The 24,402-nt window shown below is 72.9% G+C and carries 16 protein-coding genes; 7 read left to right on the top strand and 9 right to left on the bottom strand.

What is annotated here, in order from left to right; genetic code table 11:
• Window positions 1–67 precede the first annotated feature (67 nt).
• Window positions 68–2,818, top strand: a complete 2,751-nt coding sequence (locus tag AB0N02_RS41780; protein WP_363959188.1) for an AAA family ATPase — start codon at window positions 68–70, stop codon at window positions 2,816–2,818.
• A gap of 6 nt (window positions 2,819–2,824) precedes the next feature.
• Here AB0N02_RS41780 and AB0N02_RS41775 read toward each other — a convergent pair whose 3' ends face one another.
• Both AB0N02_RS41775 and AB0N02_RS41770 read right to left on the bottom strand, forming a co-directional pair.
• Complete coding sequence (locus AB0N02_RS41775) at window positions 2,825–3,817, bottom strand: hypothetical protein (protein ID WP_363959185.1); 993 nt, start codon at window positions 3,815–3,817, stop codon at window positions 2,825–2,827.
• 10 nt (window positions 3,818–3,827) lie between these two features.
• The gene (locus AB0N02_RS41770; protein WP_363959182.1) at window positions 3,828–5,861 is read right to left on the bottom strand and encodes a hypothetical protein; all 2,034 of its coding nucleotides are present in this window, start codon (window positions 5,859–5,861) and stop codon (window positions 3,828–3,830) included.
• 1,727 nt (window positions 5,862–7,588) lie between these two features.
• Here AB0N02_RS41770 and AB0N02_RS41765 point away from each other — a divergent pair.
• From AB0N02_RS41765 to AB0N02_RS41750, 4 genes are read left to right on the top strand one after another with little or no spacing between them, the layout of a single operon-like run.
• Window positions 7,589–9,142, top strand: coding sequence for a SulP family inorganic anion transporter (locus AB0N02_RS41765; protein WP_363959180.1), 1,554 nt, complete (start codon window positions 7,589–7,591; stop codon window positions 9,140–9,142).
• On the top strand, window positions 9,139–12,393 hold the full coding sequence (locus AB0N02_RS41760; RefSeq protein ID WP_363959177.1) for a DUF2309 domain-containing protein: 3,255 nt from the start codon (window positions 9,139–9,141) through the stop codon (window positions 12,391–12,393). Before AB0N02_RS41765 ends, AB0N02_RS41760 begins: the two co-directional genes overlap by 4 nt.
• A complete protein-coding gene (locus AB0N02_RS41755) occupies window positions 12,390–13,820 on the top strand; it encodes a proton-conducting transporter membrane subunit (RefSeq protein ID WP_363959174.1) in 1,431 nt (476 codons plus the stop codon). The genes AB0N02_RS41760 and AB0N02_RS41755 overlap by 4 nt, the downstream gene beginning before the upstream one ends.
• The gene (locus tag AB0N02_RS41750; protein ID WP_363959171.1) at window positions 13,817–15,205 is read left to right on the top strand and encodes a proton-conducting transporter membrane subunit; all 1,389 of its coding nucleotides are present in this window, start codon (window positions 13,817–13,819) and stop codon (window positions 15,203–15,205) included. The genes AB0N02_RS41755 and AB0N02_RS41750 overlap by 4 nt, the downstream gene beginning before the upstream one ends.
• A 199-nt stretch (window positions 15,206–15,404) precedes the next feature.
• Here the strand turns inward: AB0N02_RS41750 and AB0N02_RS41745 are convergent, their stop codons facing one another.
• Window positions 15,405–15,575, bottom strand: coding sequence for a DUF3073 domain-containing protein (locus AB0N02_RS41745; protein WP_363959168.1), 171 nt, complete (start codon window positions 15,573–15,575; stop codon window positions 15,405–15,407).
• 360 nt (window positions 15,576–15,935) lie between these two features.
• On the opposite strand from AB0N02_RS41745, the gene AB0N02_RS41740 reads away from it, so the two are divergent.
• Complete coding sequence (locus AB0N02_RS41740; RefSeq protein ID WP_363959165.1) at window positions 15,936–16,271, top strand: metalloregulator ArsR/SmtB family transcription factor; 336 nt, start codon at window positions 15,936–15,938, stop codon at window positions 16,269–16,271.
• 305 nt (window positions 16,272–16,576) lie between these two features.
• Window positions 16,577–16,825: a hypothetical protein gene (locus tag AB0N02_RS41735; RefSeq protein WP_363959162.1), complete on the top strand. Its 249-nt coding sequence runs from the start codon at window positions 16,577–16,579 to the stop codon at window positions 16,823–16,825.
• 67 nt (window positions 16,826–16,892) lie between these two features.
• Here the strand turns inward: AB0N02_RS41735 and AB0N02_RS41730 are convergent, their stop codons facing one another.
• Genes AB0N02_RS41730 through AB0N02_RS41705 form a run of 6 tightly spaced genes read right to left on the bottom strand, consistent with a single transcriptional unit; the run spans window position 16,893 to window position 24,132 of the window.
• Window positions 16,893–18,116, bottom strand: a complete 1,224-nt coding sequence (locus AB0N02_RS41730; protein ID WP_363959159.1) for a cytochrome P450 — start codon at window positions 18,114–18,116, stop codon at window positions 16,893–16,895.
• On the bottom strand, window positions 18,113–19,024 hold the full coding sequence (locus AB0N02_RS41725; protein WP_363959156.1) for a hypothetical protein: 912 nt from the start codon (window positions 19,022–19,024) through the stop codon (window positions 18,113–18,115). Before AB0N02_RS41725 ends, AB0N02_RS41730 begins: the two co-directional genes overlap by 4 nt.
• Window positions 19,021–21,885, bottom strand: coding sequence for a PEP/pyruvate-binding domain-containing protein (locus tag AB0N02_RS41720; protein ID WP_363959153.1), 2,865 nt, complete (start codon window positions 21,883–21,885; stop codon window positions 19,021–19,023). Before AB0N02_RS41720 ends, AB0N02_RS41725 begins: the two co-directional genes overlap by 4 nt.
• Window positions 21,882–22,547, bottom strand: coding sequence for a nitroreductase family protein (locus tag AB0N02_RS41715; protein WP_363959150.1), 666 nt, complete (start codon window positions 22,545–22,547; stop codon window positions 21,882–21,884). Before AB0N02_RS41715 ends, AB0N02_RS41720 begins: the two co-directional genes overlap by 4 nt.
• A gap of 2 nt (window positions 22,548–22,549) precedes the next feature.
• Window positions 22,550–23,230, bottom strand: a complete 681-nt coding sequence (locus AB0N02_RS41710; RefSeq protein ID WP_363959148.1) for an isoprenylcysteine carboxylmethyltransferase family protein — start codon at window positions 23,228–23,230, stop codon at window positions 22,550–22,552.
• Window positions 23,227–24,132, bottom strand: a complete 906-nt coding sequence (locus AB0N02_RS41705) for an AfsA-related hotdog domain-containing protein (protein ID WP_363959145.1) — start codon at window positions 24,130–24,132, stop codon at window positions 23,227–23,229. Before AB0N02_RS41705 ends, AB0N02_RS41710 begins: the two co-directional genes overlap by 4 nt.
• Between the last annotated feature and the right edge of the window lie 270 nt (window positions 24,133–24,402).

Genomic DNA, 24,402 nt, shown 5'->3' with positions numbered 1-24,402 from the left:
GTGTATCAAAGTCCCTCCTTCCCGCTCCAGCTACCGAGAGGTGGTCGCGGCACAGAGGGAGGGATCGATGACAGCGTTCGTCGGCCGCAGGCACGAGCTGGCCCTGCTGGGGGCCGCGCTGGAGCACGCGCGCCGGGACCGTCCCCGGATCGTCGTCGTCGACGGACCGCCGGGAATCGGCAAGACCTCGCTGACACGACGGTTCCTGGACCGTTCCGGGGGCGGCGAGGAGGTGCGCCTGCTGCGGGCCGGCGGCGAGGCCGCGGAGTCCGCCCTGGAGTACGGGGTGCTCGCCCAGCTCGTGCCGCAGATCCCGCGGACGGCGTACGACGCCGGGCCGCTGGTCGCGGGGTCGGCCCTGCTGGACCACCTCGGGGGCCTGCAGGAACGGCCGGGCACGGTGGTACTGGTCGTCGACGACGCCCACTGGGCCGATCCGCCGTCGCTGACCGCGCTCACCTTCGCCCTGCGGCGGCTGCGGGCCGACCGGGTGCTGGCCGTCGCCGTCGTCGAGCACCTCGGCGACGCGCGGCTTCCGGACGGCCTGCGCAGGCTGCTGGCCGACGACTCGACGCTGCGCCTGAGGCTGCGGGGGCTCACCACGAGCGAGGTCCGGGAGCTGGCCTCGCGCCGGAACGGCCCCCGCCTGTCGACGGCGGCCGCGGAACGACTCCGCGTCCACACCCAGGGCAGCCCGCTGCACATCGGCACGCTGCTGGAGGAGGCCGCGCCGCAGACCCTGGTGGACACGCGCGCGCCGCTTCCCGCGCCGCGTTCCCACACCGCACTCGTGCAGGCCCGGCTCGACAGGTGCGGGCAGGCGGCGCGTGACCTCGTGCAGGCCGCCTGTGTGCTCGGGCCGTCCGGCTCCCTGGCGACGGCGGTGGAGCTGGCCGGGGTGCGGGAACCGCTGCCCGCGCTGGAGGAGGCCGTCGGCGCCGGGCTGCTGGAGGAGGTGACCGGTTCCACACGGACGATCGCCTTCCCCCATCCGCTGCTCCGCGCCGCCGTCTACCAGCGGCTGGGGGCGGCGCGGCGGGCCCTGCTGCACGCGGGCGCCGCCGTACTCGAGACCGACCGTGCCCTCTCGCTGCGGCACCGGGCCGCGGCCGCGGCGGGCCCCGACGAGGAGGTGGCGCGGGAGCTGGAGTGCCTGGCGGAGGAGGAGGCCGAGGCCGGCCGCTGGAACGCGGCGGCCGACCACCTGTTCACGGCGGTACCGCTCACCGCCGACACCGCCCGCCGCGAACGGCGGACGTGCACCGCGGTCGAGTACCAGCTGCTGGGCGGCAACGTCACGCAGGCGAGGGGCCTGACCGAGACCCTGGAGTCGATGGCGTGCACCCCGCTGCGCCAGTACGTGCTGGGCCGTATCGCCCTGGCCACGGGCAGGCGGGAGCGCGCCGAGCCGCTGCTCGCCCAGGCGTGGCGGGAGGGCACGCCCGAGCTGGGGCGGCGCGCCGCCGAACAGCTGGCGTGGCTGTGCCTGGCGCAGATGCAGGGCGCCCGGACGGTCGAGTGGGCCGGGCGCGCCGTCACGCCCAGCCCGTCGTCCGGCGACTCCTCATCCGACAGCCCCTCGTCCGACAGCCCGTCGTCCGGCGGCTCCTCGTCCGGCGGCCCGTACGGCCTTCGCGACGTGCTGGCCCTCGGCCACGGAATCCGCGGGTGCTTCGCGCGGGGCCTGGACCTGGTGGCGCGGGCGCGCGGAGGAGTCCCCGACGGCCGTCCCGAGTTGCTGGACGGCCTGGTCTCGCGGGGCGTCCTGCGCCTGTGGACCGACGACCTCGACGGCGCGCGGCGTGACCTGGGCGCCGCCGCCTCCGCACGGTCGGGCCTGGTGCATCTGGGACCGCTGGCCGTGGCCTACCTGGCGGAGGCCGAGTATCGGAGCGGACGGTGGGAGGACGCCGTCGCCCGCTCGGAACAGGCGGTCTCGCTCGCCCAGGACTCCGGCCAGCGGTGGCTGCTGTGCCTGGCGCACACCGTCGCCGCCTACCCGCTCGCCGGTCGCGGCGCCTGGCAGGCCGCGGCCGCGCACGCCGACGCCGCCGTCCGCCGGGCGCGCGAGCTGGGCGACCCCGGCAACGTGGCCTACGCCGCGCTGGCCCAGGCGTCGATCCAGCACGCGCGCGGCAACCACCCGAACGTGGTGGCGCTGCTGGCCCCGCTCCGGAGCGCGGAACACCGCGACGGCGTCGACGAACCGGGCGTCATCGGCTGGCGGGAGCCGCTGGTCGAGGCGCTGATCAGGACCGGCGCCCTCGACGAGGCGCACGCCCTCCTCACCGAGCACGAGACGCTCGCCGAGCGCCGGGACCGCGCCTCCGCGCTCGCCTCGGCGGCGCGGCTGCGCGGGCTGCTGGCCGCCGAACAGGGCCGGCGCGCGGAGGCGGAGGCGGCCTTCGACACGGCCCTGATCCGGCTCAAGCGGATCGAACAGCCGCTGGAGGAGGGGCGGACCCGGCTGGAGTACGGCGCGTTCCTGCGCCGGGGCGGCGCCCGCAGACTGGCGGCCGGCCATCTCCAGGCCGCCCACGACATCTTCGACGGGCTGGGCGCGGCCCCCTACCTCGTGCGCTGCCGGCAGGAACTTGCCGCCTGCGGCTCGGGCACCACCGGCCAGACCCACACCGATCCGCTGGGACTGACCCCCCAGGAGTACGCGGTCGCCCGTCTGGCGGCGGACGGCCTGACCAACCGGCAGGTGGCCCGTGAGCTGGTACTGAGCGTCAAAACCGTGGAATACCACCTGGGCCACGTCTTCACCAAGCTCGGCATAGCCTCCCGGGTCCACCTGGCCCGCCGCCTCCCCTAGTCGGGGTCAACGGGGACGGAGGGGGATCACCTGGGCGGTGGCACGGTCGGCGGACATCGCCCACACGGTCCGGTTGGTGGACACGAGCCGGGACAGGGGACCGAGCGGGTCGGCGGCCAGGGGGCGGGGGGCGGTGTCCGCGGTGACGTTCAGCTCGAACAGGCCTCCGCGCCAGGGCCAACCGACCAGGACGCCGCCGACACAGGCGAGCAGGGCCACCCGCTCTCCCGACGACGAGGCCGACAGCGGAACGGGTGAATCGGCCGGCGGAACGGGTGAGGTCGGCGGCGGAACGGGCGAACCGGACACTGAAGCGGGCGAGCCGGACGGCGGAGCGGGCGAGGCCTGCGGCGGAACGGGCGAGCCGGGCGGGTCCGGGGGTGGAGGTAGGGGCAGCGGGGGGCCGGGGACGGCCGCCCATGCCCCGACGCGCAGCAGCGCGCCTCGCGCGCCGATCCACACCGAGCCCGCGCAGACCGCCATGCCGCCCCTGGCGGACGCGCCCGTCTTGAGATCCACGATCGTGGAACCGCCGCGCAGGAACGTGTCGTCGCGGGCCGTCCACCACAGACGTTCGTCGTCCGGGACGTATCCGTCGAGTGCCGGCAGCGTGAGCGGCTCGGAGACCACACCGGGCTCCGAAGCGCGCCAGACGCGGTCGGAGTTCCTGTCGACCACCCAGAGCACACCGCCGGTGCCGCCCCTGGTCGCGCCGGCCACGATCTCAAGGGAGCCCCCGAAGGGGAGGCCGCCGATCGGCTGCCCCGTCACCGGATCGAGCCAGCGGACCGTTCCCGCCCCGTAGGCGCAGGCCAGCAGGCCGGGAGCGGCGGCCAGGCCCGTCAGGTCGTCGGTCGCGTCCAGCGGCACCGAACGCAGCGGGGTTCCGTAGGGGTCGTAGGCCGTCAGCAGGCCGGCCGCCGCGCACCAGACGGTCGTGCCGTCCGAGGCGGCGGCCAGCGCCGGGCCGGGAAGCGGGATCGTCACCGGGCCGTCCACATCCCGGAGCCTATCCGCCCAGCCCCAGGCGGCGGATCATCTCATTCGCCGGATGGGCTGGGGCTATCTCCCGTGCCAGCCCGATCCGCCGTACCGCCTCCGCGTACGGGACGCCGAGCGCGACGGCCTTGCCTACCTCGGCGTTGAGCAGGAGCGCGGTCACGTCGTTGTCCCCCGCGGTGGTGGGATAGGCGACGAAGACGTCGCTCGTCCCTGAGACGGCGACCGGCACGCCGCCGACGCGCCACAGCACGATGACCTCGACCCGGTGGTAGCCGGGCGTCGTGAAGGCGAAGCCGTCCGTTCCCCAGAACAGCGTGGTGGATCCGCTCCGCGACTCGCCGGGCCGGAGCGGCTCCAGCCGGATCGTCGGGCAGGACTCGATGTCGGCGGGACGCATGAAGGTGATCACGTCCCGTGGATCGGTGACGCTCACCCTGGCCGTCAGGGACGGCACGTCGAGCGTCAGGGGCACGGGCCGCGCCGGCGTGCCGCGGCCGGTCAGCTCCCAGGTCAGTGCGAGAGGCTCACCGAGGGTGACCTGGGACTTGGCCGGTGTCACGACCAGTTCGAGGTCGTGCGGCCAGTCCACGTCCGTGGCCTGCGGGGCGGCGACGGCGCTGCCGAAGAAGTCCATGGCGCCCGGCCGTACCGCGGGGTCGGGCAGGTGGTCGAGGTGCCCGGTCACCAGGGTGTTGAACGCCAGGGCGACCTCGTCGGGGAACTTGCCCGCCAACCCGATGGCGGTGGCGACGCTGGGGGTGGGGCTCATGATCGAGTTGTCGATCGGCGCCTCGAAGAAGGTGTGGATCTGGTTGAAGGCGTGCCCGATCTCGTGGGTGGCCGAGCGGAGGAACGCGCGCGGCACCTGACGCTGGAGCATGTCCGCCACCGCGTCGTAGTGGGAGCCGCCCTGGCCGTCGGGGCAGTCTCCGGCCGGGTAGCCGTCGTCGCTGAAGGTCGCGGCCCCCTCGCGGGCGACCTCGTCGGGGTCGGCGCCGAGGGAGGAGTCGAACATCACGCCGCGTCCGCATCCCAGCGTCGCCGGGACGGCCAGCAGGTGGACCCGCCACACCGTGTCCAGCTTGGCCGGGTCGTATCCCGGCAGGGAGGTCATGAGCCGGTGCAGCCGCTCCTCCGGCCAGCACGCGCCGATGTCGGTTCCCTCGAGTTCCGGGGGAAGCGGCACGGTGCCGTCGTCGACGACGGTCAGGTCCCATCCCGCCTTGGCGAAGGTGGTCGCGAAGGTCTCCCCGTCCAGCTCCGCGGGCGGGGGCTGCGCGCCCTCCAGGGTGCTCAGCCGTACCTCGGCCCGCCGGTAGAAGGGCGAGATCCAGCGGATCGAGGCGGTGCCCAGCACGGTGGACCCGTCGTAGACCTTGCCCTCGTAGACGTCCGGCGTCCCTGTGGCGTGCAGGGCGTATTTGATCTTCCGCGTCGGAACGGGGTCGAAGCCGCCCTTGAACCCCGTGGCCGGATGCTTGTAGTCGAACTGCTCGAAGTCCAGGTCGAACGTGCAGGGCGCGCCGCGGGGAACGAACGAGAGCAGCCGGATGCCCGTGCCCTTCAGGTAGGCCCGGTAGTCGCGCCGCGGGTAGATCGGAATGGCCGCCCCGGTGTCCCCGGCGACGTCCGGCACGACCTCGCCCCGCGCGACCTCGCCCGCCCCGGCGTCGTCCGGCACGGGCCCGTCGTGCCCGATCACGGGCGGGACCTGCAGCCGGATCGCGCCCCAGTCGACATACAGGTCTGCGGAGAGGCGCATGCCGCCTCCGGCGAGCTGTTCCACCCGGAGCGTGCCCTGGTATCGGGGGATGACGAACTTCGTTCTCGTGGTCACGAAGCTGAGCGCGTAGCAGCCCGGCTTCAGGTTGACGTGGCAGAGCCGCCAGTCGGGGGTGGGGATGTACGGACCGCCCAGATCTCCCTGATCTCCGTCCACGGCCACCCTCGGCCCCGTCACCTGGTCCGGGGGCTGGACGACGGCGGCCTCCGGGAGGAAGACCGTTCCGATGCGCTCCTGGAAACGTGCTGTCTGCGGCATGGCTGTTCCTTAGGGGGACTCGAAGGGGACGGGGACTCACGGAGAACCCGGACTCGCGGAGAGCCGAGGTCCGTGGAGGCCGAGGTCCGTGGAGGGCCGAAGTCGTGGAGGGCCGAAGTCGTGGAGGGCCGAAGTCGTGGAGGGCCGAAGTCGTGGAGGAGCACCGGTCAGGAGGTGGCCGCGACGGCCGACAGGATCATGTGGGCCGCTCGCGGGCCACGAGCGCACCCGCCGATGTGGGCACGCTAGGCGCGGGCGGGAAGGCGGCGCTTCGGGGCGGATACCGGGGAAAACCCTCGCCGTGAGCGGCGACCGTCTCAGGCACCCCTGTCGACGTCCCTCTCAGACGTCCGCTCAGACATCCACCCCGGACGCTCCTCCGGACGTCCACCCCGGACGTTCGCCCCGGACGTCCATCCCGGATGTCCGTCCCGGGTGGCGGACCGATATGGCGTTTCGGAAACGGATCGGTACGGCGTATCAGAGGCGGATCAGAGGCCGATCGGGGGCCGATAGGGAGCGGATCGGGATCGTGGGAAAGGCCGTCCGGGGCGACGGTCCGGTTCCGTGCGGGACCGCTTCAGCCGCGATAACCCGACAATCCCCTCATGTTAGGTACCTGTGTTATGGAACGGAAATATTAGGCATTCGTCTTATAGAGAAGATGATGTTAGGTATTTGCGTTATAGGTCACGGTCCCGGCAAATGCTTATATCCATGCCGAGAAAGGGGCCCATCATGCGCGACACGAGTAACGCTTCGATAACGATCCACCAATCGCCACCTGCGCCGTTTACAGAAAGTCATATTGAGATTGACTGGAACAAAATTGGGTTGCGACAAGGTCGTCGCAGCTAGAGTCCGGTGGCACGGTACACAAAAACACGGACGGAGAGTAATCAATCACGCTTCGTAGGTCTTGACCATTTTTATCCTTTTCTGGATCAATCATGAGGCTTCATCTCGCCCCTTATAGCGGCCCGGAGCCAGAGTGACACCGCTACCTCCCGATCCCAGGTTCGCCCGCGTCGCCCGGGCCTCCTCGTGGCGTGGGCGTGAAAGCCTGCTCCGTGCGGTCGGGGTGGCGCTGGCGATCGTGATGGCGATGACGCCGTGGATCAAGGCGATCGCTCCGTCCGCGGCCCGGGCCGGTTCCCCGGTGTGTTCAGACGCGTCCCTTTTCGGTCCGGCCGGGGGGGCGTTCCACCTACATCCGGACCTGGGACATCTCTCCCGGTCCGACTCCCGGCCTCCGGCCGCCCAGGGCACGACCGGCACCACCGGAGCGGCCGGCGGCGACAGGTCCGTCGTCCCCTCGGCCGATGGGAGCGACGGCGCCGCGACCATCATCGCGGTCGTCGACATCCTGGTCGCCACGGCCCTCCACAACGAGCAGTGCACGTTCGAGAACGACTCGACAGAGGTCAAGGATGACCTTTCGGACGTCGGAGCGAGCGAATCCCACCTCACCCCTCGGGGCGTCGCCGTCACGGTCGACCTCACCAGACCGTGCGAGACGAGTCAGGAGACGAGTGCGGCCCGCGGTCCGCCCGTGCGTACCGAACGCCTGAGAGCAGGCGTTCCCCGCACGCACCACCTCCGGCCGATCACGGCCGGAGTGGACCGCCCACGCCCTTGTGAGGACCGTAATGACCCCAGAACGGCAAGATCTGAAGACACATGACGACTTAGCCGTCGCGCCTCGGCGCGGCTTCCAGACAGCCGACGTGAAGTCCGGCTTCCTGGTCTTCCTCATCGCGCTCCCGCTCTGCCTGGGAATCGCGCTGGCCAGTGGATTCCCGCCGGTCGCCGGTGTGCTCACCGCGATCATCGGTGGCGTCCTGGTCAGCCTGCTCGGCAGCGCGGCACTGACCATCAAGGGGCCCGCGGCGGGCCTGATCGTGATCGCGCTGGGCGCGGTCCAGGAGCTCGGCGGAGGCGATCTCGCGGTCGGCTACCGGCGGGCGCTGGCCGTCGGCGTCGTCGCCGCGGCCATCCAGATCGTCTTCGCGCTGTGCCGCGTGGCCACCGTCGGCGTGGCCATGTCCCCCTCCGTGGTGCACGGCATGCTGGCCGCGATCGGGGTCATCATCATCTCCAAGCAGGTGCACGTCGCGCTGGGTGTCAAACCCGAGAGCAAGGAGACCCTCGGCCTGATCGCCGAGATTCCGCACAGCGTCGTCAACGCCAACCCCCGCATCCTGCTGCTGGGTGCGATCGGCCTGCTGATCATGTTCGGCATGCCCCTGATCCGCGCCAGGTGGGCCCGGGTCGTGCCCGCGCCGCTGGTCGTGCTCGCCGTGACCGTGCCCGTCGCGCTCTGGTTCCAGCTGGGCACCTCGCACGACTACCGGTTCATGAGCTCGACCTACCACCTCGGTCCCGAGTTCCTCGTCCGGCTTCCCGGCACCCTGCTCGACGCCGTCGCCTTCCCCGACTTCTCCCTGATCCTCACGGGCACGTCGCTGAAGTACGTGGTGATGTTCGCCCTGATCGGCACCATCGAGTCCACCCTGACCGTGCTCGCGGTCGACTCCATGGACCCGGAGAAGCGCTCCTCCGACCTCAACCGCGACCTGCTCGCCCTCGGCGGCGGCAACCTCGTGTCCGCCCTGCTCGGCGGCCTGCCGATGATCTCCGAGATCGTCCGGAGCAGGGCCAACATCGACGCCGGCGCCACCTCCCGGTGGTCCAACTTCTTCCACGGCGCCTTCCTGCTGCTGTTCGTCGCCCTCCTGCCCGGCGTACTGCAGGCCATCCCCCTGGCGGTCCTGGCCGCCATGCTCGTCTACACCGGCACCCGGCTCGCCTCGCCCCGCGAGTTCGTCCACGCCGGAGAGGTCGGGCTCGACCAGCTCGCGCTGTTCCTGACCACCCTGCTCGTCACGCTCGCCACCGACCTGCTCATGGGCGTCGCGGCCGGTCTCGCCCTCAAGATCATCCTGCATCTGGTCCGCGGGGTGCCGATCCCCGCCTTCGTCCGCCCCCGAGCCGAGGCCACCCGCGCCGGGAACGTGCTGCACATCCACGTCCCAGGCGCCGCCATCTTCACCACCCTGCTGCCCCTGCGGCGTACGGTCGCCGACGCGGGCGGCGCCGGGAAGGACGTCACCGAGGTCGTCGTCGACGTCGGGGACGCCGCCCTGGTCGACCACACCTTCCAGGCCGGACTGACCACGATGGCCCGGGAGTGGCATGCCACCCTCACCCTGCGCGGACTCGACCGGCTCACCCCCGTCTCGGCCCACCCGCAGGCGACCCGGCGCAGGGGGCGAGCATGAGCCCCCTGAACGTCGCCACGAGCCCGCCGGTCGAGAACCGGTCGGACGACATCCCCGGCCTGGTGGAGCGGGCGGCGAGGTTCCTGCCCGACCAGGCCCCGCTGCAGACGTTCGTCCACCACAACACGCTGCACGCGTTCGAGCACCTGCCCTTCGACGAGGCCGTCGTGCGCGCCGCGGACCTGTTCGGCACCGAGCCGTTCCAGAGCGAGGCCGCCTTCCGGGGCTTCCTCGAATCGGGCCGGATCCTCCCCGCGGACATCGAGGCGGTGGCCGAGGCGGAGGTCGCCGACGGCCCGCCGATCGTGCCGGGCGGCCCCACGTCCCGGCGGTTCCACGTCATCCGGCTCCAGCACCTGTTCGAGGTCCCCCAGGGCCCGGCGCTGAACTGGCTGCTCCACGAGACGGAGCAGCTGACCCGGTTCACCGCGGGCCTGGACGCGCGGCGCCGGGCCGAGCTGCTGCGACAGGCCAGGCGCGACTGGACTGGGCCCGCGACACCGGAACCGGGAACGCGGGCACTGCAGGCCCAGCTGCTGGAGCGGCTCTGGAGGCACCTGGAGGAGGCCGCCCCGCGCGTCCGCGACACCGGCGCCCCGGCACCGCGCAGACGTGACCGGATCCTCGCCGTCACCGGCCTGGACACCGACGAGCTCGTCCACCCGCTGCTGATTCGGCTGTCGGCGGCGTTCCTGGACCAGGGGATCGCCTACTGGCCGATGCCGGAGCGCGGGCAGGGTTTCCTGCACGCCTTCCGGCGGCTGTACGGCCAGGCCGGCGGCCCGCCCGACCGCTTCCTGCGCGGCCTGGGCCCCGAGCTGAGGCGGCAGGCGGCGGAGGGCTGGACGGCGGAGCGGACCGTCGCCTGGGCCCTGGCCGAGCTGGCCGTCCCCGAGCACGACCGGGGCGCCGTGATCCAGGCGACCCTGCTGTCGCTGCGCGGCTGGGCGGGCATGATGCGCCAGTTCGAGCACCGTCCCGACCGCGCCCCGGTCGAGGCGCACGCCGCGCGGCTGATCGACTACCTGGCCGTACAGCTCGTCCTCGACGTGTACGCCGCGCGGTACGCGATGGTCCGCTACCTCGGCGCGCACGCCACGGTCGCCGACCTCGACCGGCTCCCCGACCCGCGTGAGACGGCGGCCACCCGGGCGCGGCCCGGACTGGAGACGGTGTACGAGGCGTTCGTCCTGGCACAGGTGATGCCGGTCGACACCGCGGTGTTCGCCGACGTGGAGCACGCTCGGGCCTGGCTCGCGGCGGTCGGGGCGTGCGACGCGATCGAACGGCGCCGCCTGCTGCACCTCGCCTACGAGCACCGCCACCGGGTCGGGGTGCTCGACGCGCTCACCGCGCACCAGCGGGTGGCCCCCACGGAGGCGCCGGTTCCCCGGATGCAGGCCCTGTTCTGCATCGACGAGCGGGAGGAGTCGCTGCGCAGGCACCTGGAGGAGCACTTCCCGCAGGCCGAGACCTACGGGTACGCCGGCTTCTTCGGGGTCGCGATGACCTACCGGGGCATCCACGAGGTGCGCGCCCGCCCGCTGTGCCCGGTCGTCGTCACGCCCCGGCACCTGGTCGTCGAGGAGCCGGTGGGCGCGGCGCGGCCGGGACGGCAGGCCGTACCGCACCGCGGGCGGGGCACGTGGAACCGGGGTGTCACGGTCGGGAGCAGGACACTCGCGCGAGGCAGCGCGATCACGCTCGGCCTGGGGCTCGCCCACGTCGTCACCCTGGTCGGCCGCTGCGTCTTCCCCCGCCTGTTCCACCGCTGGTCCCAGCGCCTGGACCACGGCGCCGACGGCGCGCCCGTCACCAGGCTGGCCATCGAGCGGCTCCCGTCCACCGTTTCTCCCACCGCCTCTCCCACCGTCTCTCCCACGGCCTCGCCCACCGCACCGGTGGACGCGTCCCCGGTCTCGGCCTCGGCCGAGGGGCCCGGAGACGGGGACGGGGAGGGGCTCCTGCGGGGATACTCGGTGCCGGAGATGGTCGACGTGGTCTCGGCCGCCCTGCGGACGATCGGGCTCGACCGCCGCCTGTCCCCCGTGGTGCTGATCATCGGGCACGGCTCGTCCAGCCTCAACAACCCGCACGAGTCCGCGCACGACTGCGGCGCGACCGGCGGCGGGCGTGGCGGCCCGAACGCGCGCGCGTTCGCCGCCATGGCCAACCACCCCGGGGTGCGCGCGGGCCTTCGCGAGCGGGGGACGGACGTCCCGGAGAGCACGTGGTTCGTGGGCGCCTACCACAACACCTGCGACGACTCGATGACCTACTACGACGAGGACCTGATCCCGGAGTGGTGCCGTACCGCGGTCGCCGAGGCGAAGAACGCCATGGCCGCGGCGTGCGTCCTGGCCGCGCACGAGCGCTGCCGCCGGTTCGAGTCCGCGCCCGTCGACCTTCCCCTCGACAGCGCGCTCGCCCACGTCGAAAGCCACACCGTCGACCTCGGGCAGCCCAGGCCCGAGTACGGGCACGCCACGAACGCCGCGTGCGTCGTCGGGCGGCGCTCACGAACCCGTGGGCTCTTCCTCGACCGGCGGGCCTTCCTCGTCTCCTACGACCCGGACGGCGACGCCTCGGGCGACCTGCTGACGAACCTGCTGCTCGCGGCGGGGCCGGTCTGCGCGGGCATCAACCTGGAGTACTACTTCAGCTACGTGGATCCGGCGGGCTACGGATGCGGCACGAAGCTCCCCCACAACATCGTCGGCCTGTTCGGCGTGATGGACGGGCACGCCTCGGACCTGCGGACGGGACTGCCGTGGCAGATGGTCGAGATCCACGAGCCGGTACGGCTGCTGCTGGTCGTCGAGGCCGAGCCCGAGCGGCTGACCGCGATCCTGGACGCGCACGCGGTCCTGAAGCGGCTCGTGGCCAACGGCTGGATCCAGCTCGTGGCGTGGAGTCCCACTTCCGACGCGATGCACGTCTTCCACCGGGACGGGTTCCGGCCCTACAGCCCGGAGAGCACCGACTTCCCGGTCGTGAGCCGCTCGGCGCAGTTCTACACGGGCAACCGCGGACACCTGGGCTTCGCCCACGTGGCGGCCTCGTTCGAGACGGGACTCCCCGGGACGGCGTCCTACGGCACCGCGCTCACCGAGCCGGCGCCGTCGAGCGCGCTCACGGAGCCGGCCCTCCCGGACAGGGCGCCGTCGCAGACCGCGCGCGCGAAGGCGGCCTCCTTCGAGACGGGTGACGGAACCGCGAGCCCCGCGACGCGCATCCAGGAGGTGTCGTGAGCACCCCCGCCGAGCAGGTCCTCCTGCTGTCGGTCGCCGGGTTCCCCCTCTGCGCGTTCCTGCTGCTGGCGGTGTTCGCGTGGCGGGGAGGCCGACGGGTCGAGTGGACCATCTCGACGGCCGTCGTGCTGGCCTTCGGGCTCTCGGTGGCCTCCGCCCTCGTGCTCTCCGTCGCCATGATGAGCGGTGGCCGGCCGATGCTCACGGCCTCCGTCGGCACCTGGTTCGGCACCGGCGAGTCGGAGTTCCACCTGCTGCTCGTGGCCGACGGCCTCTCACTCCCCTTCGCCGTCCTCACCGCGCTGCTGGGAGGCCTCATCGGCGTCTTCTCCCAGCGGTACCTGCACAAGGAGCCGGGCTACCTCAGGTTCTACATGCTCCTGGCCCTGTTCGGCGCCGGTGTCGAGCTCGTCGCCCTCGCGGGCGCCCTGGAACTCACCTTCGTGGGGTGGGAGCTCGCGGGCCTGACCTCGGCGTTGCTGATCGCGTTCTTCCACGAGCGCAGGAGGCCCGTCGAGCACGGTCTGCGCGCGTTCCTGACCTACCGGGCCTGTGACGTGGGGCTGCTGGCCGCCGTCGTGTGGCTGCACCACGCCACCGGCTCGTCCACCGTCACCGCCGCCCAGGGCGGCACCGGATGGGCGGGCTTCTCGGTCCCCCCGGCCGCGTGGGACGCCCTGCTGATCGGCCTCGCGCTGCTGTGGGCGTCGATGGGCAAGGCGGCGCAGGTGCCCCTCGGCGGGTGGCTGCCCCGCGCCATGGAGGGGCCGACGCCGTCGAGCGCCGTCTTCTACGGCGCGATCTCCGTCAGCCTGGGGCCGTACCTGCTGCTGCGCACGGAGTCCGTCTGGTCGGGGACACCAGCGGTGCGGATCGCGATCATCGCCGTCGGGGCGCTGACCGCCGTCCACGCCACCCTGGTCGGACGCGCCCAGACCGACATCAAGAGCGCGCTGGCCTACGCCTCGATGACCCAGATCGGCATGGTCCTGGTCGAGGTCGGGCTCGGTCTGCGCTATCTCGCGCTGGCGCACCTGGTCGCGCACGCCGCGTTGCGCAGCGCCCAGATCCTGCGCTCGCCGAGCCTGATCCACGACCACCACCATCTGGAGCAGGCCGTGGGCAGGCCGCTGCCCCCCACCGGAAGACATCTGGACCGCGTGGTTCCCCCGGGAACACAGGCCTGGCTGTACCGGTACGCACTGGAACGGGGGTATTTCGACGCGTGGCTGCGCGACCACGTGGTCGGCGGGCTGACGCGTCTGGTCCGGCGCGCCGACTCGCTGGACGACCGGTGGGCGCGGCGGCTGAGCGCCGGGTGGGTTCCCGCGCCCCGTGACGGCTCGTCCGGGGATCTCGGGGAGCGGGCGGTCGCGGCGACCGCCGGCCGCGGTGGGGCGCCGGGCGCGCGGAGAGGAGGGCGGTGATCGTGATCGCACTGGTCCCGCTGCTGGTCGCGGCCCTGTTCCTGGTCTCCTCGACCGTCGTCGGCCGCCTCGCCGATCCACGGGTCGCGCGCCGTACCGCGGTGTACTGCGCGACGGCCGCCGCGGTGCTGTCGATCGCGCTGCCGTTGACGACCAGGTCCGCCTCGTTCGTCACCGGCAGGCAGGTCGCCGGCCTGACCGTGGTGACGCTGCCCGACGACGTCACCCGGCTCGTCACCGTCGCGACCTGCGTGGCCGGGCTGCTGATCGTGGCGATGAGCCCGCTCGCCTCCCATCCACCGGCGACGCTCGCACGGATACTGCAACTGCTGGCGATCTCGGCCGGTTTCGCGGCCGTCCGGCAGGGGGCGGTCTCCGTCGTGCTGTGGGCGCTGTCCGCCTGGCTCGTCTGGACCGGGCTGCGCGGACGCGGCGGCGCCCGCGAAGGCTCCCGCCAAGACGCCGGTGGAGGCGCCGGTGGAGGTCCCGGTGTGGGTTCCGGCGTGGGTTCCGGTGGAGGCGGCGACGGGCTCGCCCGCCTGTTCGCCGTCTACCACGTACCCGGTGTCCTGCTCTTCGGCGCGGGCACCGCGCTGACGGCGGCCGGCGCGCGGACCACGGGAGCGGTTCTCGTCGTGCTCGCCATCATGATCCGGTTCGCGGTCATCCCCCTGCACAGCTGGTATCCCCGGTTCGTCGAACGGTCCCCGCTGGGGATCGTGGTCGCCTTCGGCACCGCGCCCGTCGGCGTGCTCACCCAGCTCGGGCTGCGGGCCACACCGCTGCCGGTGTCGCTCGCGCACGACGTCGCCCTGGTCGGCGGCCTGACCGCCGTGGTGGCCGCGGTGTTCGCGCTGGTGCAGAGCGACGCGAGACGGGCCCTGGCCTTCCTGATGATGAGCCAGACCGGTCTGATCGCGTGCGGGCTCGGCAACGGCTCACCGGCCGCGGTGTCGGGGGCCGTTCTCACCTGGCAGGTCTCGGCCCTGGCCGTGTCGGGCTTCGCCATGGTCCTGGCGGCGCTGGAGGCCCGGCGCGGCACGCTGTCGCTGGTGGTGCCGGGTGGCAACTTCGCCCGGACCCCGCGCCTGGCCGTGGCGTTCCTGCTGTGCGGGCTCGCCACCGCCGGTTTCCCACTGTCCCTCGGGTTCGCGGGCGGGCACCTGCTGATCCACGGCTCGGTCGCCGAGTCCCCGCTGGTCTGGCTCGCGCTGATCGGGGCCGTCGGCGTCAACGGGATGACGGTGATGCGGTGCTTCTTCGCCCTGTTCGCGGGCAGCCGCGTGCACTCCGGTGAGCGCGACCTCGTCCCGCTTGAGACGTACGCGCTGACGATCGCCGTCGGCGCGCTGCTGATCGGAGGTGTCTTCCCGGTGATCCCCTGAACGGACACCACCGGGACGGGCGCCGCCTCGCCGGGGCGCCCACTCCTCGCCCGGTGTCCCGACCGGCAGCCGGTCTCCGGCAGCCGGTCCCCGACGTAACACCGGGCGGTGAGACGTCAGGGGAGGACACGTCACAGGGTCGGGGAGCGGGCGCGTCACCGTCGAGGGGCGCCGACGCCCGGGATCCGAAATGCGGAGGTCAGCGGTTGTGCAGCTCCTCCGCGGTGTCCTCCGCTCGGTCATCCGTAGTGGTGGTCCCGGAAGCGGCGCTGAGCTCCGCGCGCAACCGGTCAAGGTCAATCCCGTGGCTGCTGTACTTCAGCTCGCGCGCCACCTTCGTCTGCTTCGCCTTGGCTCGACCCCGCCCCATTGGCTGTACTCCCTCACACAGGCCGTGCTCGACCTTCTGTAACCATCGCGTTGCCGGTCGAATCCAGCCTGGCGCGGCAGGTCAGGCTGTGCTCGCCGGTACCCGTACCCAGCGGCGCCCTGCCTCATCCTCGATTCGACCGGGATCGGGGACGGCCGGGCGGTGTTGGGACCAGAACACCGCCTTATCCTACCTAGAAACCTGACGATTTGAACAATTATGCAATTTGCCAGATTATAACTGTCTTGTGTACCTCGGTTGGATGCGACAGGTCGGCGATCCACGGAGAGTGGACGGCATGAGCGGGATCGCGGCTGAGCCACGAGCACGCGCCGGCAAGGCCGACGGGGCAGCATGATCATGCCGGTGCCGATGTACCAGGCCAAGGCCGAATTCTTCCGCACCCTCGGGCATCCGGTCCGCATCAGGGTGCTGGAACTGCTGCAGCGGGGCCCGCTGCCGGTGCGGGACCTCCTGGTCGAGCTCGACATCGAGGCCTCCAACCTGTCCCAGCAGCTGGCGGTACTGCGCCGCGCGGGCATCGTGAACGCGACCCGTGACGGGGCCACCGTCGTGTACGCGCTGTCGACCCCGGACGTGGCCGAGCTGATGGTGGCCGCGCGCCGGATCCTGGCCGATCTGCTGGCGGGCCAGGGCGAGTTGCTGGCCGAGCTCCGCGGGGAGACCCCGGGGTAGCCTCCCGCCCCTGGAGAGCACCCGCCGACCGCCGCCGGAGAGCACCCGCCGGTCTCTCCCACCCCCGCCGCCCCCTCCTCGCCGCCGGCCCGCGCACCTCTCACCGCCGCCCCTCCCCCGTCGCGTGGAAAACCTTCCCCCACCGTACGGAAAACGGACGGCCGTAAATCGGCGTGAACAACGTCCGGCGCGTCGTGAACAATTAGGGAAATCTCTTTTTCGCACCCGTTGTCAGGCGCGGGCCCCGACTTCACACTACGGGGAAGAACAGGCTGACACATCCTGAAGAGAGGGATTTCATGTACATGCGTGTTCTCCGGCGCGTGACCGCCGTGGCCCTGGTAACCGCGGCCGGCACGGGGGTTTTCGCCTCGGCCGCCGCCGCGAATCCCCCCTCCTACGCCCGGCAGGGCGCTTTCCCGACCCTGCAGGAGTGCGACGAGGCCAGAACCGAGTTCATCAACAACGGCGAGGCCCGGGAGGTATATCTCTGCGTCTACGACGACCGGCCCGGTATGGCCCCCGGATGGTATTTCACCTTCCGCGTTCCCTGACGGGCACGGACGATTCCCGGCGGGGGAAAACGATTCCCCGGCGGCGAACACCCCGTCGGGCCGCACGTCACGCCTCCCAGCCGAGCGCGACCGACCAGCGGACCGGCAGCTCCCGCAGCCCCCGGATGAACATGCCCCTGCGCCAGACCAGCTCACCGGCCGGTACGGCGACCGCCAGATCGGGGAACCGGCGGAGCAGCGCCCCCAGCCCCACGTGGAGTTCGGCCCTGGCCAGGTGCGCGCCGAGGCAGAAGTGCCTGCCGTGCCCGAAGGCCACGTGCGGGTTGTCCTCGCGGCCGGGGGCGAACCGCCCGGGATCGGCGAAGACGGCCGGGTCCCGGTTGGCGGCGTCGGTCAGCGGCACCACCACCTGGCCCGCGTGGACCAGGGTCTCGCCGAGCCGTACGTCCTCGGTCGCGACGTGCGGCGCGCCGCCGGTGGCGACCAGCGAGCTCCACCGCAGCATCTCCTCGACGGCGGGGGCCAGCGCGTCCGGCCGCGCGCGCAGCCGGTCGGCCAGGGCCGGGTCGCCGAACACCGTCAGCGCGCACATGGCGAGCTGGTTGCCGGTCGTCTCGTAGCCGGCCATCAGCAGGCCCGCGCCGAACACCTCGATCTCCTTCAGGCTCAGCCGTTCGGGCTCGGGCGCGGTCAGCAGCTCGGTCAGCAGGTCCCGGCCCGCCTCCCCCCTGGCGATCTCGGCCCGCCTGAGCGCGACCAGGCCGGCGAAGTAGCGTCCCGCCTCCTCGTGCGCGGCGGCGACCTCCTCGGGGGCGAAGCGGCCGGCGGACATCATCCTGTCCACCAGCGGGCGCAGCCGGGCCCGGTCGGCCGCCGGGACGCCGAGCATCTCGGTGATGGCGCGCAGCGCGAACGGCACGGTGAACGCCTCCACCAGGTCGGCAGGCCGGGCGCGCGTCGCCAGCTCGTCGAGCAGGTCGTCGGCCAGCGCGCGCAGCCAGGGCGTCTGCTCCCTGGCCCGGCGCGCGGTGAAGGCCTGCAGGACGGCGCGGCGCCTGCGGGTGTGCAGCGGCGGGTCGCTCGTGGCCAGCGCCAGCGACTCGGGGGTGCGGGCGAACATGGGCCGGCCGGCGAAGGAGGCGCGGCTGAAGCGGTCGTCGGACAGCACCGCCCTGACCTCGGCGTACCGGGTGACCAGCAGCGCGTCACTGCCGTTGGACAACGTCACGGCGGGCAGCCCGGGACGGCCGAGCAGTTCCTCGTACTCCCGGGGCGGGCGGACGTCCGGCCCCTCCGGGAAGGGGAAGCGGCGCGGCGCGGTGCCGGTCATGCGAGGTCCTTTCCGAGCAGGGCGACGACCAGGTAGCCGAGGAAGCAGGTCAGCAGGAACAGCACCGCGGGCAGCAGCGGCCAGCGGACGGTCCGCGCCCGCCAGAACCGGTAGGCGCCGAAGGCGGCGAAGGCGAGCGGGAGCACCGCCAGCCACCCCCACGGCGCGACGCCGGGTCCCCGCCCCCAGGGGCGGGTCAGCACCAGGGTCAGGGTCACGGAGAGCACGGCGCAGGCCACCGCGATCACGGCGGTCCGCTGCGCACCCCACAGGACGACGTAGCTGCGCTCACCCGGGCGGAGATCACGGGTGACCTTGCGGCCGAACTCCAGGTGCAGGAACGCCGCGCTGACCGTCACCAGCACCGGTACGGCGAGCAGGCTCGGGGTCAGCCCCGTCCGGTGCAGCACCCCGGCATAGAGGTAGAGGTTGAGCAGCACCTGCACCGGGAAGCTGACCAGCGCGCCGAGCCCCACGGCGTCCCCCGGCGGCCAGTTCCACCCGCGGTCGACGACCAGCAGCAGGATCGCGTAGCCGAGCTGTACGGCCAGCGCGACCAGGGCGACGCCCCGGCCCGCGTTGAGCACCAGCGCGGCCGCGGCGCCCACCGCGATGAGCACCGTCAGGTCGGAGACCCGCACCGCGCCGCTCGGCAGCGGCCGTCCGGGGTTGTGCTCGCGGTCGTAGTCCAGGTCCCGGATGTCGTCGACGGCCCGCATGAGCAGCAGGTCGATCACGAAGGTCAGCGCCGCGACCAGGGCGCCGCCGTCCAGGCTCCAGCCGGTGACGCGCGGGTCGGCCAGGGTGAACAGCGCCGTCACCCCGAGGGCCCAGCTCACCGCGTAGGGCAGGTAGAACGCCGGGGGGTAGCTGCCGAGGACGTAACGGCCCAGCCGGGTGATCATCATCGTTCGTCCTCCAGGATGCGCACGGTGCCCGCGGCGCCGTCCAGCTCGATCAGGGCGCCGTCGGGAATGCGGGTGGTCGCGCCGGGCACCGCGACGACGGTCGGCACCCCGAGCAGCCGGCCCGTGATGGCGGTGTGGGACAGCAGGGTGCCGCGCTCGACCACCAGGCCCTTGGCCGCGGTCATCAGGAACAGCCACCCGGGATCGGTCTCGCGGGCGACCAGGATCCGGTCCTGACAGGACTCGGGCGGCACCGAGGGGTGCAGCACCACCTTGGCGCGGGCCCGCACGACCCCGGTGCTGGAGGCCAGCCCGCGCAACAGCCGGTGCCCGGAGCCCCGGGCGCCTCCCGCGTCCGTGGTCTCCGTGCCGCCTCCGATGTTCAGGGCGTCCACGGTGTCCGGGACGCCCGTGGCGTTCCCGGCATCCGCTCCCGTCCCCAGCCACGGCGTGGCCAGGGCGACACCGGCGGCGGTGAACCGGCGCGACGGCGGAACCGGCAGCGTGGCGTAGCGCTCCCGCTCCGCGCGGCGGTGCGCGGCCAGCGGGCGCAGGGCCGACCCGGGCAGCGTCCCCTCGAAGGCGCCGAGCACCTCCTGCACGGTCAGGTCGACGACGTCGTCCGCGTGGTCGAGGTGGCCCGCCTCGGCCAGCTCCGCGCCCAGCCGGAACAGCACCCGGCGGGACAGGCCGTACAGCTCGGTGCGGCAGAAGCGGGTGTCCTCCCGCGCCTTGGTGAGGGCGCGCAGCGCGGCGGCCAGCGTCCGCAGCACCGTACGGCGCAGCGGACCACGGCAGTGCGCGCGCAGTTCCCGCTCGGCTCCCCGGCGGACCCGCCACTCCTCGGCGCGGCTCCCGGCCACCGTACGGCGCTGCCTGACGAGGGGCCGCACCATGTCCAGCACCATCCACGGCCGCTGGCGGGGCGTCGGCTCCTCCAGTTTGAGATCACCGGCGGCGCGGTCACCGTAGCGGCGCAGGTGCTCGGTCGCCGCCTCGGCGAGCGCGGTGCCGTACCACCCGGTCACCAGCCGTCCCCACACCTCGCGTGCGGCGTCGGGCCGCTCGGCGCCCAGCACCTGCTCGCGCACCCGCTCGTCGGTGTTGATCGACTCGGCCAGCGCGATCGCCGACCGCAGCGCGGCCAGCGAACGGTTGTCGGGACCGCCGGAGAGCAGGCCGAGCATCAGGGCGCCGCCTCCCTGACCCGCCCACCGGCGCAACAGCCCGTCCAGCGCGCCCGCGACCAGGAAGCTGAAGACGCTGTTGGTCAGGGTGATCCCCCAGTGCACCGCGACCTGCGCCCACAGCCGCCGGTAGAAGACCACCAGCTCCTCCGGCCCGCGGCGGTCGATCTCCTCGGTCGCCGCCGCCGCGGTCCGGTCCCACCAGCGCAGGAAGTCACGGACGGCGGCCGGATGGGCCAGCGCCCCGCGGACCAGCCCCGGGGCCGCCCACAGCGCGCGCAGCCGCCATCCGGGGCGCGGCCGGACGGAACGGGGGTCCTCCGTCAGCCCCATCGAGTGCCCCCACCACCCCCTGATGAACTCGAAGGCCGGCATCTGGCCGTGCAGCGCGTACCAGGCGTCCAGCCGGTAGAAGATCCGGCCGTCGAGCATGCCGACCATCCGGTCGAGGTGGTGCGCGTTGCGGCGCAGGCTCCGCTCGGAGACGCCCATCCGCCGGTACAGGTCGGTGAAGATCCACCGGTAGAAGTCACGGGCCAGCGAGTAGGTCAGCGCACCGGACACGCCGGGATAGCTCTCGGTGATGTTGTGGTTGCTCCACGGCACCCGCCGCCCGGAGGAACCGGAAGGACCGGAAGCACCGGAAGCACCGGAGGGGCCGGGGAGATCTCGGTGGGCGGGGCGGGCGGCGAGGTCCGGTTCCGGGGGCCGCGCCGCGGTCACCATGGGCCTGGCCTGGACCACGTGCAGGTCCCCGTCCGCGGTGAAGGTGCCCTCGATGTCCTGCGGGCAGCCGAAGTGCAGCTCGATCCTGGCCGCCACCGCGACGACGCGCCTGATCTGCTCCCTGTCGAGCACCGGTGCCTCGGCCAGCTCGGGCGGCACGTCCGAAGGCGCCGGTCCGCCGGGACCGTCCGGCGCGGGCGGGCCGACCATCCGGTGCTTGCGCACCACCTCGGCGCGTACCCACCCGGTGTCCGGCCCGACGAAGAAGTGGTCCACGTCGGCCTTCTCCTGCACCACGCCCTCGCCGATGCCGTGCGCGGCGGCGATCACGTACCGGTTCGCGCCGTCGCGCGGATCGCGGGTGAAGGCCACGAAGGAACGGGTGCCGGGCGCCATGCGCTGCACGCCGACCGCGACGCTCGCGGCGCGGGGATCGCCGCCCCCGCGCAGGCGGTACAGCACGGCCTCCGGCTTGTAGGCCGAGGCCCAGCAGTCCACGATCCTGGCCAGCAGGTCCTCGCGCGGCACGTACAGGAAGCTGTCGCTCATCCCGGCGAACGGATCGGCGGCGTCGTCCTCACCGGGCCCGCCCGCCACCGGCACCACGCACGCCCGTACGGCCGCCAGCCCGCCGGCCCCGACCACCTCGTCGAACGCGGCGAGCGCCCGTTCGGCGACCCGTTTCGGCACGGTCAGCCGGGCCACCTCCGCGGCGGCGGCCTTGCCCCAGGCCCGCACCGCCTCGACGTCGCCGGGCGGGGGCACGACCGGCAGGCCGTCGCGGATCCGCCGGGTGACCTGCTCGAAGGCCTCCGCCGACAGGCAGTACAGCGGCGGCACGGGGAACCCGGCCAGCCGCATCGACTCCAGGCGGGCGAACTTGTTCCCCACCCTCGCCGCGTCGAGGAGACCGGCTCCCCTGACGAGCGACCGCGTCACCGATGTCATGGGCGCGCCTCCGAGAGGATCTCGCCGTTCCAGCCGTCGACGTGCAGGACTTCCTCCAGCGGCAGACGCGGGCCCGGCCGGAACCCGGTCCTGAGACTGTGGGCGGTGGGCAGCAGGCCGCCCTGGCGCACGGTCGGCGGCAGGCCGAGCAGTTCGGCGACCTCCCCCTCCCTGTCCAGGTGGACCGTCGTCCAGGCGGTGGCCAGGCCGCGGGAGCGCGCGGCCAGCGCGTAGCTCCACGCGGCCGGCAGCAGCGAGGACCACACCCCCGCCTGGTTGCCCTCGGGCAGCCGTTCGTCGTCCAGCTCCAGGCAGGGGATGACCAGCACCGGTATCCGGTGCAGCCGCTCGGCCAGGTCGCGGGCGTCGGTCAGCATCCGGCGCGCGGACGGCTCCGCCCCGTCGAGGCGCTCCAGCGCCGGGCCGGTGCGGTCGTGGAAGGCCCGGCGGTAGACGTCGGAGACCCGGGCCCGCAGGGCGGGGTCGGTCAGGACGATCCAGCGCCAGCTCTGCCGGTTCGAGCCGTTGGGGGCCTGCAGGGCGATCCGCAGGCACTCCTTGACCAGTTCCAGGTCCACCGGCCTCGTCTCGTCCAGCCCGCGGCGCACCGCCCGGGTGGTGGTCAGCAACTCGTCGCAGGTCAGGTCGGGTGGCGTGGTCACGTTCACCACACCCCGGGGACGAGACGGGGCCGACCGGCCGCGTACTCGCGGTAGGCCGGGATCGCCAGCAGTTCCCGCTCCTCGACGCGGATCCGCCGGCCGATGGCGAAGGCCAGGACGACCAGCAGCGGCACGCTGGCCCAGTTGAGGAAGAACAGCACCAGGCCCACGTGCCCCAGCAGCATCCCGGCGTAGGCCGGGTGGCGGATCAGCCGGTAGGGGCCGGTACGGACGATCACGTGGTCGTCGCGGCGGATCACGTGGTGCGAGTAGAACTGCCCGAGCACCCGCATCGCGACCAGGCGCAGCAGCACGCCGCCCAGGAAGAGCAGGACGGGCAGGGCCGCCGCCGGGGACAGGCGCTGCCAGGGGAGCGGCCCGAGGACGGCGGCGCCGACCGTGGCCATGCGGGCGATCCCGTAGGTCATCAGGGTGGACACCTCGCGGGGCGGCGCGGACGGCCTGCGGAAGGTGATCGGCGTTTCCAGCACCAGCCACACCAGGTTGGCCACGACGAACACGGCGGCGAACAGGTGCGGCGGCTCACCGGCCCGGCCGAGATGCAGGATCAGCCCGAGGACGTTGAGTACCACTGCGACGAGGAACAGCACCGACGTGATGTGGACGGTCCACGCCCGCGTCACGGCCGGTGCCGGGAGCCCGGAGGACGACGTCTCGCTCACGCCCGCCCCCCGTTCCGGCGAAGCCTGCGGTAGGCGGCCGGGGTGAGACACCGGGTGCCGTAGGACAGCGAGCCGAGCGGCCGGCCGGAGTCCCGGGTCACCAGGGTGAAGCCGAAGGTCCCGAAGTTGCCGCGGGCGGGCCGTACCGGCCAGTGCAGCGCCAGCGGGACGGAGCGGGGCGGCCGGGCGGGCAGGTCGGCCGTCACGTCCAGCCAGACCATCATCGTGTCGCGGGGCCGCCCGTGCGTCAGGTGACTGGCCACGGTCAGCAGCTGCCGTCCCGCCTCGATCATCTCCTCGGCACCGTGGTACTCCTCGCTCCGCCGCAGCAGGAAGTGCCCGGAAGGCGGGGAGAGCAGGGAGGCGTCGTACGCCCTCCCGGAGATCACGGGCTCGCCGACCAGCACGTTCCGCGGGTCCACGCGGTGCACCAGGTCCCGCGCGACCGGTGTCACCGGCAGGTCGCGCCCGGGAGGGTACGGCGGCGCCTGCGGCTCCCGGCGGCCGTCGAGCGGCTCGACGGTGCCGGAGCACACCGTGACGTCGTCCTGCACGGCCCGGACCGTCCAGGCGCAGCCACCGGGCGCGGGGGGATCGGCGAGCAGGACGACCCTGCCGTCGAGCTCGCACATCCTCACGAACGTCAGCGAGAGCCGGATCCGGCCGTCGCCGCACGTCCCGGGAGACAGGTCCGCGCGGGTTCGCACCAGCTCCAGCAGCCCGGTCACCAGCAGCATTCCCGGGACGTGGTCGAGGGGGTGGTCGAAGAAGAACGGATGGTCCCGATCCACTCGCAGCACCGCGCCGCACCGCCCCGCCTGCCCGGCCACCGGGGTGACGACGCTCAGCCGGTCCGGTGCCGGTGTGTCGAGCGAGGTGCCCGGGTGTGAATGAGATACCAAGGGTCAAACCTCCAACGTGGACTACGGGCGGTCGCTGCTTGGCGAGTACGACGGCCGGGAACGGGCCAGGGGCGGGCCAGAAACCCCAAAACCGACAATCCCCCATATTTCATGACATGTGCCACCAAAAACTCGAACTCCCCCGCGCCAATTCGTTAGCCGATCATCACCACTGAAACCCGGCGGCGCATCTTCTAAATTGCGCTGTTTTAGAGATGCGGTTGACATTCGGCGCTTCGGACGGATCACCTGGTCTCGAACACGCACGAC

Origin of the sequence: Streptosporangium sp. NPDC051022 (assembly GCF_040683035.1) — a bacterium.
Classification (GTDB): Bacteria; Actinomycetota; Actinomycetes; order Streptosporangiales; family Streptosporangiaceae; genus Streptosporangium.
Note: the sequence above shows the minus strand (reverse complement) of the source record. Positions and strands in the feature narration are given on the sequence as shown.